This window comes from Bradyrhizobium sp. SZCCHNS1022, assembly GCF_032484835.1.
Classification (GTDB): Bacteria; Pseudomonadota; Alphaproteobacteria; order Rhizobiales; family Xanthobacteraceae; genus Bradyrhizobium.
In genome coordinates this window covers 1,868,337-1,882,732 of sequence record NZ_JAUETT010000001.1, presented here as the reverse complement: position 1 = coordinate 1,882,732, position 14,396 = coordinate 1,868,337, and the positions used below count along the sequence as shown (strand labels likewise).

At 64.5% G+C, this 14,396-nt stretch carries 14 protein-coding genes and 1 pseudogene; 5 read left to right on the top strand and 10 right to left on the bottom strand.

Annotated elements, in window-relative coordinates; genetic code table 11:
- Positions 1 to 10 precede the first annotated feature (10 nt).
- Both QX071_RS08590 and QX071_RS08585 read right to left on the bottom strand, forming a co-directional pair.
- Positions 11 to 1,168, bottom strand: a complete 1,158-nt coding sequence (locus tag QX071_RS08590; protein WP_315701254.1) for a hypothetical protein — start codon at positions 1,166 to 1,168, stop codon at positions 11 to 13.
- Between the two features lie 47 nt (positions 1,169 to 1,215).
- Entirely contained in the window at positions 1,216 to 1,473 is a 258-nt protein-coding gene (locus QX071_RS08585) for a hypothetical protein (protein ID WP_315701255.1), read from the bottom strand.
- 170 nt (positions 1,474 to 1,643) lie between these two features.
- On the opposite strand from QX071_RS08585, the gene QX071_RS08580 reads away from it, so the two are divergent.
- From QX071_RS08580 to QX071_RS08560, 5 genes are all read left to right on the top strand, one after another.
- Complete coding sequence (locus QX071_RS08580) at positions 1,644 to 2,048, top strand: DUF350 domain-containing protein (RefSeq protein WP_315703091.1); 405 nt, start codon at positions 1,644 to 1,646, stop codon at positions 2,046 to 2,048.
- 2 nt (positions 2,049 to 2,050) lie between these two features.
- Complete coding sequence (locus QX071_RS08575; protein ID WP_315701256.1) at positions 2,051 to 2,440, top strand: hypothetical protein; 390 nt, start codon at positions 2,051 to 2,053, stop codon at positions 2,438 to 2,440.
- Between the two features lie 153 nt (positions 2,441 to 2,593).
- Positions 2,594 to 2,845: a hypothetical protein gene (locus QX071_RS08570; RefSeq protein ID WP_315701257.1), complete on the top strand. Its 252-nt coding sequence runs from the start codon at positions 2,594 to 2,596 to the stop codon at positions 2,843 to 2,845.
- An 8-nt stretch (positions 2,846 to 2,853) separates the two neighbouring features.
- Positions 2,854 to 4,011, top strand: coding sequence for a glutathionylspermidine synthase family protein (locus QX071_RS08565; RefSeq protein WP_315701258.1), 1,158 nt, complete (start codon positions 2,854 to 2,856; stop codon positions 4,009 to 4,011).
- Between the two features lie 131 nt (positions 4,012 to 4,142).
- The gene (locus tag QX071_RS08560; protein ID WP_315701259.1) at positions 4,143 to 4,523 is read left to right on the top strand and encodes a hypothetical protein; all 381 of its coding nucleotides are present in this window, start codon (positions 4,143 to 4,145) and stop codon (positions 4,521 to 4,523) included.
- Between the two features lie 16 nt (positions 4,524 to 4,539).
- On the opposite strand, the gene QX071_RS08555 is transcribed toward QX071_RS08560, so the two are convergent.
- From QX071_RS08555 to QX071_RS08520, 8 genes and pseudogenes are all read right to left on the bottom strand, one after another.
- Positions 4,540 to 6,030, bottom strand: coding sequence for a sensor histidine kinase (locus tag QX071_RS08555; RefSeq protein ID WP_315701260.1), 1,491 nt, complete (start codon positions 6,028 to 6,030; stop codon positions 4,540 to 4,542).
- A 10-nt stretch (positions 6,031 to 6,040) separates the two neighbouring features.
- Positions 6,041 to 6,337, bottom strand: a complete 297-nt coding sequence (locus QX071_RS08550; protein WP_315701261.1) for a circadian clock KaiB family protein — start codon at positions 6,335 to 6,337, stop codon at positions 6,041 to 6,043.
- A pseudogene (gene kaiC, locus QX071_RS08545) lies at positions 6,334 to 8,087 on the bottom strand (circadian clock protein KaiC). The gene QX071_RS08550 and the pseudogene kaiC overlap by 4 nt, the downstream one beginning before the upstream one ends.
- A gap of 157 nt (positions 8,088 to 8,244) precedes the next feature.
- Entirely contained in the window at positions 8,245 to 9,117 is an 873-nt protein-coding gene (locus QX071_RS08540; protein ID WP_315701262.1) for a protein-glutamate O-methyltransferase CheR, read from the bottom strand.
- A complete protein-coding gene (locus tag QX071_RS08535; RefSeq protein WP_315701263.1) occupies positions 9,114 to 10,307 on the bottom strand; it encodes a chemotaxis response regulator protein-glutamate methylesterase in 1,194 nt (397 codons plus the stop codon). Before QX071_RS08535 ends, QX071_RS08540 begins: the two co-directional genes overlap by 4 nt.
- A gap of 86 nt (positions 10,308 to 10,393) precedes the next feature.
- The gene (locus QX071_RS08530; protein WP_315701264.1) at positions 10,394 to 10,759 is read right to left on the bottom strand and encodes a response regulator; all 366 of its coding nucleotides are present in this window, start codon (positions 10,757 to 10,759) and stop codon (positions 10,394 to 10,396) included.
- Between the two features lie 158 nt (positions 10,760 to 10,917).
- Positions 10,918 to 11,388 (bottom strand): chemotaxis protein CheW, encoded by a 471-nt coding sequence (locus QX071_RS08525; protein ID WP_315701265.1) that lies wholly within the window; start codon positions 11,386 to 11,388, stop codon positions 10,918 to 10,920.
- A 29-nt stretch (positions 11,389 to 11,417) separates the two neighbouring features.
- Positions 11,418 to 14,183 carry a hybrid sensor histidine kinase/response regulator gene (locus QX071_RS08520; RefSeq protein ID WP_315701266.1) on the bottom strand — a complete coding sequence of 922 codons (2,766 nt, stop codon included), beginning with the start codon at positions 14,181 to 14,183 and terminating at the stop codon, positions 11,418 to 11,420.
- Positions 14,184 to 14,396 lie beyond the last annotated feature (213 nt).

Sequence of the window (14,396 nt, the reverse complement as noted above, 5' to 3'; positions counted from 1 at the left end):
GCCCCCGGAATCACTTACCCGCGCAATTGGACTGCGGCACCGGCGACTGGGTATCGTCGATCGCGCAGAACGGAATCGACCAGACGAAGTCGGCGGACGTTGCGGTGCGCGTGAGGCCCGGCTTGCCCTCGAAGATCGGCGGCTGCGAGTTGAAGCTCCAATACCAGTTCGGCAGCAGCGCGCCGAGCGGACCGATCGGACCATTCGGACTGAACGACAGGAAGCCGGCCTGCGAGGTCGCCTGCCCGTTCTTGTTCCACGCCGCGCGGCCATGGCATGTCATGCATGACGCGGTCGCCACGAAGCCGTCCTCCGTGACCGAGTTGCCGACGCGGATATCGAGGCCGACATTGTCGACGAAATCGGCCTGCGAGCCCTTCAGGCAGTAGTTCTCGTAGACCGGATCGATATCCGCGGCCTTGAGCAGCGCAGCGAGAGCCGGCGTCTTGACGCAATCCGGATAGCCCTGCCCCGCCGTGCGATTGGAGGGCACGACCGCCTGCTGCGCGCCGAATGCGTCCCGGCAGCCGAGGATGTCGCAGCGCGCGGGATTGGATTTCTGCTCGAACGTGGCCCAGGTCCAATTCGGCACCAGCTTGCTGATCACGTGCATCGCCACCAGCGCATACTGCACGCCACCGGCGCTGTTGACGTGATAGAGCTGCGGCACCTGCGCGATCGTGACACGGTTGTTGGTGAACGCCGGAATGGCGCTGACCGGTACCCAATTGGCCTTCACCTCGACCGCGTCGACGGGAAATGACAGATTCTTGCCGAACGCCGCCTTCAGCCCGGACACCTTGTACAGATCGTTCTGGACGATGAAGTCAAACGTCGCCTTGTTGCGCCGGGTTTCCTCGGTCACACCGTCCGAGATGCCCGGCGGCAATGCGGGCAACAGGCCGCCAGCCGCCTGCACACCGTCCCGCGCGACCTGCGGCAGCACCGGCCGCCGCAACGACGGGGGCGTCGGCGCGGTGGGGAATTGCGGAGTCGGCTGGAACGTGTCGGTGTCGCTGGCCCAGGTTTCGAATACCGAGTTGCTGCCGCCAGCCCGGCTATTGACCTGGATGAAGAGCTGCCATGCTACCTGGTCCGGCGCATTCAGGGCGGGGTTCGACGCCGACTGGGCCTGGGCCGAACCAGCCGCAACGGCGCTCAGTCCCAAAGCAAATGTCCCTGCTATCAAATATCTCACGGGTGCAATCCCTTCGTCTAAGGCTGGAATCCGTCCAGCATCCAATTCGAATAAATGGACAGTGCGGCCTGCGGCCACCGGTGACCCGGTGGCATGAAGCCGGACGACAGCGCCGCGTAGACGCGACGTGCATTGGCGTGATCCTGGAAATCCTCGTTTGCCGAGACGTCGCACATCCATTGCGCGTCGCCGAGATGAACGCCTTTCGCGTTCATGCAGTCGATGTCGACGTCCCGAAACAGCGGCAGAACGTCCTTGTTGAACCCGGTCGCCATCGGTCACCCCCTCGTCCGAATGTCACCTGAGGTTGCGTTTCCCTCCATGAACTGGTTCACAATCTGCTCAGGAATTCGCAGCCGATGCTTCTGCTTGTTTACGAAACGGCATCGAACCGCAGCGCAGGATGCGGCGACCAACCCCTGACGACGTCATTCGGCCGACCCTCATGATCCTGCAATCGCTCGCCGGGCTGCCGGCATTCCTCGTGTACTTCTGCACCGCGATCATTGCGGTCACGGCGTACCTGTTCGTCTACACGCGCGTCACGCCGCACAACGAATTCCAGCTGATCCGCGACAATGATCCGGCGGCGGCGGTCGCGCTCGGTCTGAGCCTGCTCGGCTTCACCCTGCCCCTGGTCAGCGCGATCGCCCATTCGGCCAATGTGTTGGACTGCCTGATCTGGGCGCTGATCGCCCTGATCGTCCAGGTCATCGTCTATTATCTCGTCAGGATTCCGGTGCCGAACCTGTCGCAGCGGATCGCAGCCGGTGAGCTTGCGCCCGCGATCTGGCTCGGTCTCGCCTCGCTCTCGGCCGGTGCGCTCAACGCCGCATCGATGATCACCTGATCATGACCGAGCATCGCACCGAGTTCGGCAAGCGCAGGCCGCGTCGGTCGCAGGTCTCTGCGCCGCCCGCCAAACGTTCCGGTCATGTCGCATTGCTGCTGATGGGCACGCTTGCGGTCGGCGGCAGCGCTTATGCGCTGATGCCGAGCGAGCGGACCTGTGATCCTCAGCCAAACATACCGAGGCAAGCCGATGATGTCAGGACTGATTGCACGCGACGATCCGGCGGCGGCAGCGGCGGGTCCGGACACGCCTCGCACTACAGCTTCTTCGACAGTGATAGCGACGGTCACCGAAGCACGGCGCCAACGGCTGACGCTGCGTCGAGCCATGTCACGCGCGGCGGCTTCGGCTCCTTTGCGCATGCATTCGGCTTTTCCGGTGGCGGCTGAGATTTTGTCGCGCGATCGCCGTGAAATCTCCGCGATTATGTGGTGAATCGAGCATGGATCTTTGACACAGACTACAAAATCATAACAAAAGACTCTTCTGACTCTTTGGGATCTCCCTCTTTTGGGATCTGACTCTTTGGGATCAAGCCAGCGATGAAACGGTCGCGCCGGGTGGTGCTGACGATGATGGGGACTGCGGCGGTTGGCGCCGTCTCCATGGGCTTCACACCTGCGCGGCGCTGCGGCCCCGGGCTCGAAGCGGTGCCCGGGCCGGATGGGATGCTTTATTGTCGCGCGGTCCATGGCGGCTTCGGCGGCGCCATGCATCGCTTCCATGGTCATGGTCATGGCGGTTATGGGCATGGCCATGGCGCGCATGGTCACGGCGGTCACGCCGGCGGCTAGATGATCATATGCGGCGCATCGCCTGTCCGGAACGTAACGACTGGCAAGACACCGCCGTGCAATGTGGATTTGACTTCCACACGATCGACGGCGAACGCTACTGGGACGAGCGCGCCTACTACGCGTTCACACTCGAGGAGATCGAGCGCGACATCGAGACTCCGACGGCCGAGATCGAGGAGATGTGCCTCGAAGCTATCGGCCGCATTCTCGAAGACGAACGCCTGCTGCGCCGGCTGAAAATCCCGCAAGCCTTCTGGCCGCTGCTCGCCGAAAGCTGGCAGCGCGACGACAAGAGTCTCTATGGCCGGCTGGATCTCAGCTATGGCAGTCGCGGTGCGGCGAAGCTGCTCGAATACAATGCGGACACCCCGACCTCGATCTTCGAGGCGGCGGTGTTCCAATGGACCTGGCTCGAACAGGCGATCGAGCGGCGGATCATCCCGCCGCGGGCCGACCAGTATAATTCGATCCACGAACGACTGATCGCACGCTGGCAAGAACTTGGCGGCAGCCATCATCTGCATCTGACCGGCCTCACCGGCGATAGCGAGGATGCCGGGACGCTTACCTATCTTGCCGACACCGCAAGCCAAGCCGGGCTCGCGACCACGGTCCTCGACATCGAAGACATCGGCTGGCGCGAGGGCGGCGGCTTCGTCGATCTCGACGGCACTGCGATCGGGCTGGTGTTCAAGCTCTATCCCTGGGAATGGATGTTTCAGGATACATTCGGCGCGCGGCTCGAGCAGGCTGCGACGCGCTGGGTCGAGCCGCCGTGGAAAGCGATCCTGTCCAACAAGGGAATCCTGCCGCTGCTCTGGGAGATGTTCGAAGGGCATCCCAATCTTCTGCCGGCCTTTTTCGAGGACGATCCGAAGGCGGCCGGCATCGGCCCCAGCTTCGTCCGCAAGCCGTTGTTTTCCCGCGAGGGCGCCAATGTCAGCCTGGTCTCCGACGGGGTCGCGGTGAGCGCGCAGGATGGCCCCTATGGGGCCGAAGGGTTCATCCGCCAGGCCCTCGCGCCGCTGCCGGATTTCGGCGGCGTGTTCCCGGTGGTCGGCAGCTGGCTGGTGGCGCATGAGCCCTGCGGAGTGTCGATCCGGGAAGACGCGACCCCGATCACCGGCAACAGCTCCCGTTTCCTGCCGCATGCGATCATTTGAGGGCGACGCATCGTCGCGCCTCATTCCGGCATAGCCGCCGGAAAACACCTCGACTCCGCTCCGGGGAGCGCTAGAAAGGCAGGCGCGAACCTGACCGCGACCGAGTTTCGGCAACTAGCCCCCGTATCCCCATGGCGACGACAAATTCCTCCCTGGCCGGACTGCGCATCCTGGTTGCCGAGGACGAGGGGCTGATCGCGCTCGAACTCGAGACGATCCTGCAGAGCTTTGGCTGCGAGGTGGTCGGCCCGGTGTCGCGGGTATCAGAGGTGCTGGAGGAGGCCGAACGCGGCGGGCTCGACGGCGCGCTGCTGGACGTCAACTTGCGCGGCGAACAGATCTTCGCGGTCCTGCCGCGCCTGATCGAGCAGAGGCTCAAGCTGGTCATCACCTCGGGCTACGACGACGCCACGCTGTATCCGCCTGCATTCCGCTCGCTGCCGCGCCTCGCAAAGCCGTTCGGCGAGAAGGCGCTGCGGCGGATCTGCGAGGAGACCTTTTCCAGGAGCTAGCTTTGGAAAGAGCTGATTAGTCGGACTGCACGGCCGAAGCCGGCAGCTCCTGCGGCGAGGTCTCGGCGCTGAGGGCAAAGCCGAGCACACAGCAAAGACCTTCCGGCGCGAAATCAAAGATGGCCTCGCCATCCAGGTCAAACCGCACCACGCGGTCGATCAGCTTGGTGCCAAAGCCGCGCGCGCCGCGACGCTCGACCGGCGGTCCGCCGCGCTCCAGCCAAGTCAATTCGAGCCTGTGGCGGTCGTCGAGCAGGCGCCAGGAGATCGCGACCTTTCCGAACGACTTGGACAGCGCACCATATTTCGAAGCATTGGTGGCAAGCTCGTGCAAAACCATCGAGAGCGGAAGCACCAGACGCGCCCCGAGCAGCACGGAGGCGCCGTCCGTCGTCAGCCGCCCCTCGCTGAGGCCGTAGGGCGCGAGCACGGTCCCCAGCAATTCATTGAGGCCGATGCCGATCCAACGCGTCTGGGTGAGGATGTCGTGGGCGATCGAGACGGCCTGGATACGGCCGGAGAACGCCTTGTTGAAGGCCGGCAGGGATGGCGCGGTGCGCAAGGTCTGGCCGGCCACCGACTGAACGATCGCCAGGATGTTCTTGACGCGATGATTGAGCTCGGCGACGAGCACCGTCTGTTGCTCTTCGGCCCGCTTGCGCTCGGTGATGTCGGTCAAGGTGACGATCGAGCCCACCACATCCTTGGTCTCGTTCACCAGCGGCCCTGCGCTGAGCAGGAACGAACGCCCTGCCAGCCCCTCCTTGCGCAATTTCACTTCGAGCCCATGAAACGGCTTGGTCGCCAGCGCACGATCGAGACTCTCGCGCGAGAAGCGCGCCAACGCGCCCTGATGCCGTGCGCTCAGCGCGTCGAGCGGAAACGCCTCCGAGAACGGCTGCCCGACCGGCGAGCTGCCTGCGAGCTGCTCCGCAACGCCGCTCGCATGGGTGATGCGCCCGTCCAGCGCCAGAACCACGATCGCATCGGTGGCCTGCTCCAGGATCGATCGCGCGAAGCGCTCGGCGCTCGCGACCTCCTCGGCGCGGCGATGGATCGACAGATCGGTCAAGGTGACGAGCGTCGCGACGACGCCCCCCATGACCATCTGCCGCATCCACACCGAGACCGGCAGGCAATCGCCGCCGGCGCGCTTGAGCTGGGCTTCGCTTGCCGTGTCGCCCGCGCCCTGCTCCGGCACGGTACCTGCAAACAGCGAGGCAAAGCTTCGGCCCACCAGCTGGGCCGCGCTCTGCGCCGTCAGCGAGCAGAGCCTGGAATTGACATAGACGATGCTGCCGGTGCCATCGAGCGTCAACGCGCCATCGCTCATGCGCTCGACCAGGATGTGATAGGGCGCGTCCGCCCCCTGCAGCATCAGGACCTGCGGACCCTCGGGGCCTTGCACCACCACGGCATCGACCTTGCCGCGGTGGATCGCCTCGACGGTCTCTTCCGCCTCGTTGCGCGGCCGGTCTGCCTGCGTTGTCGTGGTCGGCGAGATCACGCCTGCTCCATCAACTCGGTGCGATATCGAGACCGACCAGCACCTTCTCGGCATTCGAGAGGTCGCCGATGATCCGCTTCAACGGCTCCGGCAGCTGCCGGATCAGGGTCGGGATCGCCACGATCTGGTCGCGCTGCGCCAGCGCCGGATCCCTCATCAGGTCGATCACCTCGATCGTGTAGCGCCCCGGCAGATGGGTCTCACATAGCTTTTTCAGGTTGGCGATCGCCGCAACCGATTTGGGAGTCTGTCCCGCCACGTAAAGGCGGAGATTGTAGCCGTCATTTTCGGTCATTGCGGCCGTCACTTCCTGGATGTCCTGGTATCGGAAGGCCGGCTGGCCCCACGGTTGGATGTGCGGCTGATCACCATCGCGGCCCGGTCAGCGGAGAGCTGACCCTCCCGCGCGTGGACGTCGCGATTCAAGTACGAAATTTCGCTCTCTTCGCTCGCGAGCTGAGCCTTGAGCGCCTCGATCTGCAAGCTGATCTCGTGGCGGCGACGTTCCACCTCCCGGGCGCGGCGCTCGATCTCCTGTTCGCGCAGCCGACGATCGGCGCGATCCTTGGCCTCCTGGACCAGCCGCGCCGAGCCGGTCAGCACCCCCTCCGGCCCGACATAGACCTCCCGCAAGCGAATGCCGTCGGAGGTCATCAGAAACTCCCGCACCTGGTTGGAATGCGCCATGCCACGCGACTTCAACAAATAGAGCTGGCGGTTGTGCTCACCATTGCTTTCGCGATTGTAGAGCAGGAGCCAGGTGTCCGTCAGCGAGGAGATCTGCATTTCGGTGGTCGCACTGTCCGCAGCCCCGCCGCCCAGATTGGTCAACACCGCTGTGATGGCGCGCGACTTGAGGAAATCGATCAGCCGCAGGGTCATCGAATGCACATCGCCTGCCACCCCAGCCCCCATCAACGCCGAGATCGGATCGACCACCACGGCGGCGGGATCAACTCCTTGACCTCGCGATGCATGGCGGCGAGGTGCGTCTCCAGCCCGTAGAGGTTCGGCCGGCGCGCCGAGAAGCGCAGCAAGCCGCGATCGACCCATCTCTGGAGATCGAGGCCGACGGAGCGCATGTTGCGCACGATCTGCTGGGGCGATTCCTCCAGCGCGAAATAGATGCAGCGCTGACCGGAGCCGCAGATCGAGTCGGCGAAATGCGCGGCTACCGTCGACTTGCCAGAGCCGGCCATGCCTGAAATCAGGATGCTGGAGCCCTTGTAATAGCCCTTGCTCTCCAGCATCGCGTCAAGATCGGGAATTCCGGTGGAAACGCGCTCGGTGGACGCGTCATGCGCCAGGCCTGACGAGGTGATCGGCATCACCGTCACGCCATCCTGGTCGATGATGAAGGGGTACTCGTTAGTACCGTGGGCGGTGCCGCGATATTTTACTACGCGCAACCGACGGGTCGACAATTGGTCGTGAACCCGGTTGTCGAGCAGGATCACGCAATCGGCGACATATTCCTCAAGCCCGTAGCGCGTCAGCGTGCCGTCGCCGCGCTCGCCGGTGATGATGGCGGTCACGCCCTTGGACTTCAGCCACTCGAACAGGCGGCGCAGCTCGGAGCGCAACACGGCCTGGTTGTCCAGGCCGCCGAACAGCGTCTCGATCGTGTCGATGATGACACGCTTGGCCCCGATCGCGTCGATCGCAAAGCCGATGCGGATGAACAGGCCTTCGAGATCGTATTCGCCGGCCTCCTCGACCTCGTTGCGGTCGAGATGAATGTGGTCGACGGCGATCTTCTTGTCGCCGATGAGCTTCTCGATGTCGTAGCTGAGCGAGCTGACATTCTTGATCAGGTCTTCGGGGTGCTCCTCGAACGCGATGAAGACGCCGGGTTCGCCGAATTGAACCGCGCCGTTATACAGGAAGGTCATCGCAAACAGCGTCTTGCCGCAGCCGGCGGCGCCGCACAGCAGAGTTGGCCGCCCCTTGGGCAGCCCCCCGAAGGTGACCTCGTCCAGCCCGTCGATGCCCGTCGGGGACTTTGCGATGACGGGAAGCTCCCCCGCCACGATCTTGGGACGCAGACCCGCCTTCATTCAGCCCCCTGCATCGATGCGCGGTCTACCCCGGACATAACCGGCGCCAACGCGCAGCAAGAGGCAAAGTTCCCGGCCCTCGCGATTCATTCTGCGACGAATGCGAGTGGACGGCGAGGCAAGGACGAACGCGGCGGTCCGAACCCGGGCGGAGAAATCAGCGCGCGGCCACCACCTTCAGCCCCGGCGGCAGGGTTGCAGACCCCGGTCGCGCGCCGCGCGCCGGATTGAGCTGGTAGAGGCCGCGCCGCTCCTGGCTCGGCCGGAAGATATCGGTGATCCCGACCACGGACTCCGCCGCACCGAGGATCAGCGTGCCGTCGGGCTCGAGCACCTTGGCGAGGCGCTCGAAGATCCGAGCCTTGGTCTCCTGATCGAAATAGATCAGCACGTTGCGGCAGAAGATGATGTCGAACTTGCCGAGATGGGAGAAGTCCTGCAGCAGATTGAGCTGCCGGTGCTGGACCATGCCGCGGATGTCGGCGCTGAGCTGCCAGAACTCGCCGAGCTGGGTGAAGTATTTCACCAGCAGCTGGATCGGCAGGCCGCGCTGCACCTCGAACTGGCTGTACAGGCCCGCCTTGGACTTCTCCAGCACCTCCTGCGACAGATCGGTGGCCACGATCTCGATGCGCCAGCCCGACAGCGCCGGTCCATATTCACGCAGGCACATCGCGATCGAATAGGGCTCCTGGCCGGTCGAGCTTGCCGCCGACCAGATGCGGATCGAGCGCCGCGCGGCGCGCGACTTGATCAGCCCGGGCAGGATCGTGTCGCGCAGATGATCGTATGGAATCTTGTCGCGGAAGAAGAACGTCTCGTTGGTGGTCATCGCCTCGACCACCTCGGTGGTCAGTGTTTCCGAACCGTTTCGCATTTTCTGCACGAGTTCGGAGATCCCGGGAAAGCCGGTGCGGCGAGCCACGGGCAACAGACGGCTCTCGACCAGATATTGCTTGTCGGACGACAGGTCGAGCCCGGAACGTTCCTTCAGGAGCTTACGCAAATACTCATAGTCCAGAGGCGTCACGAACGGTCTCCTGCGAACAATCGGACCAGCTTCGGTGCGATCTGATTCAAGGGAAGGATGGCGGCACAGATGCCGGCATTGGCAGCTGCACCCGGCATGCCCCAGACGACACTGGTGGCCTCGTCCTGTGCGATCACGCTGCCGCCGGCCGCGACGATGTCCTTGCCGCCGCGCATGCCGTCGGAGCCCATGCCGGTCAGGATGACGGCGAGCGTGGTGCCCTGCCAGATGTCGATCGCGGAGGTGAACAGCGGATCGACGGCCGGCTTGCAGAAATTGACCGGCGGCCCGTTATCGAGCGCGATCACGACATCGGCTCCGTGGCGCGCGACACGCATGTGGCGCCCGCCCGGAGCCAGATAGATCTGGCCTGCCTTGATCGTTTCGCCGTCGATCGCTTCATGCGCCGGTCGCCGGCTTGCGCGCGCCAGATGCTCGGCCAGAATGGTGGTGAAGGTCGGCGGCATGTGCTGGGTGATCAGGACCGGGACACGATCGATCACCGGGCCGAGGTCCGTCACCAGCGACATCAGCGCCTGCGGCCCGCCCGTGGAGGAGCCGATCAGCAGCACACGCGGCGTCTGCGAGCTGAAGGGACGGCGTGCCAGCGCCATCGGCGCGGCAGGCATCGCGTGCGAGGACACGGGCGCGATGAGCGGACGCACGGTGGCCGGCCTGTGCTCCGGCAGCGGCACCAGCGTCGGCGCATGCAGCGGCGCTCCATGTCCGGCGCGGCGCGCCTTGCCGCCCAAGGTGCGGATCTTCTGAATCAGATCGTGGTGGAAGGTGTCGGCGGCGTCCGGCTGACGCGTGCTTTCCGGCTTCGGGATGTAATCGGCGGCGCCCAGCGACAGCGCCTTGAAGCTGATCTCCGCGTTGCGGCGCGTCAGCGTCGAGGCCATGATCACGGCGAGGTTGCGCTTCTTGGCCAGCATTCGCGGCAATGCCGCGATGCCGTCGAGCTCCGGCATTTCGATATCGAGCACGGCAACATCGGGATTGGCGCGATCGAGCTGGTTGACCGCTTCAAGTCCTGTCCTGAGCGAGGCGACCACGACCATGTCCGGCTCGGACCCGATCCAACGGGAGATCATTCCGCGGATCACGACGGAATCGTCGACGACCATCACCCGCAGCGGCTCCTGGCTGCTCGAGCCCGGGATCGAGGAACTTGCTAACGCGACGCTCATTGTTCACCAAACAGGCCAGGGCCGAACCGGAACGACGACGCCGAACGCAATACTGAACGGCGTCTGTTCGTCCCGGAGGAAACGCTTCAGATCAATCCAACTTCCATGAATTTGGCCGTCACGATGTCCTTGTCGAACGGCTTCATGATGTATTCGTTGGCGCCCGCATGCAGTGCGCGGGCGATGTGAGCGACGTCGTTCTCCGTGGTGCAGAACACCACTTTCGGCGCGTCGCCTCCGGGCATGCGCCTGAGGGCGCCGAGAAACTCGTAGCCGTCCATCACCGGCATGTTCCAATCGAGCAGGACGGCGTCGGGCAGGCCGCGCTTGCAGATCTCCAGCGCCTGCTCGCCGTCCTCGGCCTCCAGGATCTGGAAATCCAACCCTTCCAGGATACGTCGCGCAACCTTTCGAATGACGCTCGAATCGTCGACTACAAGGCATGTTCTCATGTCAGCCCCTCAGGTTTTTCCGACCCAATACTCTCGTGCATATCGCCTCGTCATCGAGGGCCTGGTGCTACCAGCAACTGTGAATCTAGCGCGGCTTTGAATCGAAGTTCCGATCGAGAATACGCAGAGGAATCGATCGGCGCTCCGAATGCGCCGCACTAGGCAGCCATCTTGTCTTGTGCGAGCTCGAGCACGCGATCGACGTCGAGGATGACCATGAGCTGGCCGTCGAGGCGATGGACGCCGCCGGCGAGCTTGGCCATGCGCGGATCGAGATTGACCGGGTTCTCCTCGCGGCCATCCTCGGGCAGCCGCAGCACCTCGCCGATCTGGTCGATCAGGAGGCCATAGGACTCGCCGCGCAGGTCGACGCCGACCGCCATCGGCGGCTTGCCGTCGTCGGCCTTGGCAAGGCCGAGCCGCGCGCGCATGTCGATCACGGTGACGATGCGGCCGCGCAGGTTCAGGACGCCCGCGATCTCCACCGAGGACAGCGGCACCCGCGTCAGCCGTTCCGGCATGAACACGTCCTGCACCCGCGAGATCGACAATCCGAACAGCTGGCCGCCGATCACGGCGGTGACATACTCGGCAACCGCGCCGTCGCTGGTTTCGGTCTTGATGCTCATCTTAACGCTACTCCTTGAGGCGGCTGCGGTTAGGCGGCCTGCTTGGCGGCTTCGGCGCGGGCCTGCTCTTCGACCTGTTCCTTCAGCGCCGCGATCAGCCCCGGACGGTCGAACTTGGCGATGTAGTCGTAGAACCCGGCCTGGCGGCCGCGCTCGATCGCCGCCGGCGACACCAGCGAGGACACCGCGATCACAGGCAGATGGTGCAGGTGCTGATCGGCGCGGATGGTCTCGGCGAACTCGAAGCCGTTCATCTCCGGCATCTCGATGTCGGTGACGACGATGTTGTAGCTCTGGCCCGAGCGCAGCGCCGCCAGCCCCTCGATCGCCGAGCTTGCGGTGCGCACCTTGTAGCCCGCCGACTTCAGCACCGGCGCCAGCATGTTGCGGAAGAACGGCGAGTCGTCGACCAGGAGTACCGACTGCGTCTGCGCCTCGGTGGCCATCTCCTTGCGGATGAACCAGTCGGCGAACGCCATCGGCAGGAAGTGGCCGACGTCGATCACTTCGGTGGCCTGGCCCTTGATCACCGCCGAGCCGAGAATGCCGTCGCGGGAGCCGGAGACCTGGATGTGGAGGCGCTCCTCGACGATGTCGATGATCTCGTCGACCACGAGGCCCATGGCGCGGGTCTCGTCGGCGAACACCAGGATCGGCTGCGAACCCGAGGTCTGGACCGAGACGCCCTCCATCTGCACCAGCGGCATCAGCTGATCGCGGTACTGCACCATGTAGCGGCCGTTACTGATCTCGATCTTGTCGGCCGCGATCTCTTCCAGCCGCGTGACCAGCGCCAGCGGCACCGCCTTGGGCTGCGCCGTGCCGGCGCGGAACACCAACAGCGAGGTGAGCTGCTCGCCGGTGGTGGCGTGATGCAGCGCATGCTCGTCGGCGACGCCTTGCGAGGCCGAGCCGGCGGCGCCGAGCGCTTTCGCAATGCCGTTCGGATCGATGATCATGATCACGGCGCCGTCGCCCAGGATGGTGTTGCCGGAGAACATGTCGATGTGGCGCAGCTTGGTCGACATCGGCTTGACCACGATCTCCTCGGTGTGGAACACGCCGTCGACCACGATGCCGAAGGTCTGGCTGCCGACCTGGGTCACCACGATGAAGCCGTTCTCCGGATCCGAGGACGAGCCGTCGTCGATCCGCAACAGCTTCTTCAGGTGCATCAAGGGCAGCAGCTTGTTGCGCAGGCGCAAGACCGCGGTGTCCTTGATGCGCTCGATGCGGTGCTCGGAATTGGCGCGCGCCCGCACCAGTTCGACCACCGCCAATTGCGGGATCGCGAAGCGGTCGCCGCCGGCCTCGACGATCAGCGCCGAGACGATGGCGAGCGTCAGCGGGATCTTGATGGTGACCGAGGTGCCTTCGCCGGCCACCGACTTGATGTCGATGGTGCCGCCGATCTGGTCGATATTGGTGCGCACCACGTCCATGCCGACGCCGCGGCCCGACACCGAGGTGATGGCGGCGGCGGTCGAGAAGCCCGGCTCGAAGATGAATTTGTGGATCTGGGCTTCCGTCATCTTCTCGAGCTCGGCCTCGCTGACGAGGCCGTTGCCGAGCGCCTTGGCCTTGATCCGCTCGGTGTTGAGCCCGCGGCCGTTGTCGGCGATGCAGATGATGATGTGGCCGCCTTCATGATAGGCGGACAGGCGGATGGTGCCCTGCTCCGGCTTGCCCGCGGCGGCACGCTCGGCGGTGGTCTCCAGGCCATGATCGGCGGAGTTGCGCACCATGTGGGTGAGCGGATCCTTGATCAGGTCGAGCACCTGGCGGTCGAGCTCGGTGTCGGCGCCGTGCATCTCGAGCTCGATCTGCTTGCCGAGCTCGGTGGCGAGATCGCGGACGATGCGCGGCAGCTTCTGCCAGGCATTGCCGATCGGCTGCATGCGCGTCTTCATGACGCCTTCCTGCAGCTCGGCGGTGACGTTGGACAGCCGCTGCAGCGGCACCTTGAACTCGGTGTCCTCGTTGCGACGGGCGATCTCGAGCAATTGGTTGCGGGTCAGGACCAGCTCGGAGACCATCGTCATCAGATGTTCGAGCGTGTCGACATTGACGCGGATCGACTGGTTGGCGACCTTGTCGCTCTCCTGAACCTCGGTTTCGGCGGCGGCCTTGCTGAGCCGCGAGGGCTTGGCGTCTTTCTTCGGCTCGGCCTTGGCGGCCTCGGTCTTTGCGTCGGTCTTGGCGGCGGGTGCTGGGGCGACGGGCTTCGCCTGCTCATGCGCGGCCGGCACTTCGATCGCGGTCTCGCGGAAGGCGCGCTCCAATTCGTCGAGCGAGACTTCGCCCGGACGCAGCGGCCGCTCCAAGGTCTGATCGATCAGCGTGCCCTTCGCGACCGCCGGCTCCACCGCTGCAGGTGCCGCCGCCTCGGCTGGCGCTCCGCCCGCCGCCATGGCCGCCATGCCGCGCTCGACCATCGCCTCGAGCTCATCGATGAGGTCGCGATCGGCGCCTTCGGGCTCGGCCTCGGTCGCCTCGAGCTGTCCCAGAATGTCTTTGATCCGGTCGATCGTGGTCAGGATCAAGGTCACGGCCTCGCCGGTCACCGGCATGCCGTCGCGGAACTTGCCCATCAAGGTCTCGGCGGCGTGCGCCAGCGCTTCCAGCCGCGGCAGGCCGAGGAAGCCGCAGGTCCCCTTGATCGTGTGCACCAAACGGAAAATGTTATCCAGGATCTTGGCGTTGTTCGGCTCCTGCTCGAACCGCACCAGCTGATTGTCGACAGTATCCAGGCTTTCGCTGGTCTCCGTCAAAAACTCACGCAACAGATCATCCATGAAACCAGGCCTTCGCACGCAGCGGCACGCGACATGACGCGCCTTCAAACCGTGGCCAGTTTCGATGCAAACCGTTTAATATTGGTTGAGTAAGCGGAAATGAATGGGCTCAACAAAGAGATAAGATTCCTCCGCCGATTCAACGATCGCCGGAGAACTATCGCAAGCTTTGATTAACCATAACGCACGCGAGACCGCGCGCGGCTTCGGACA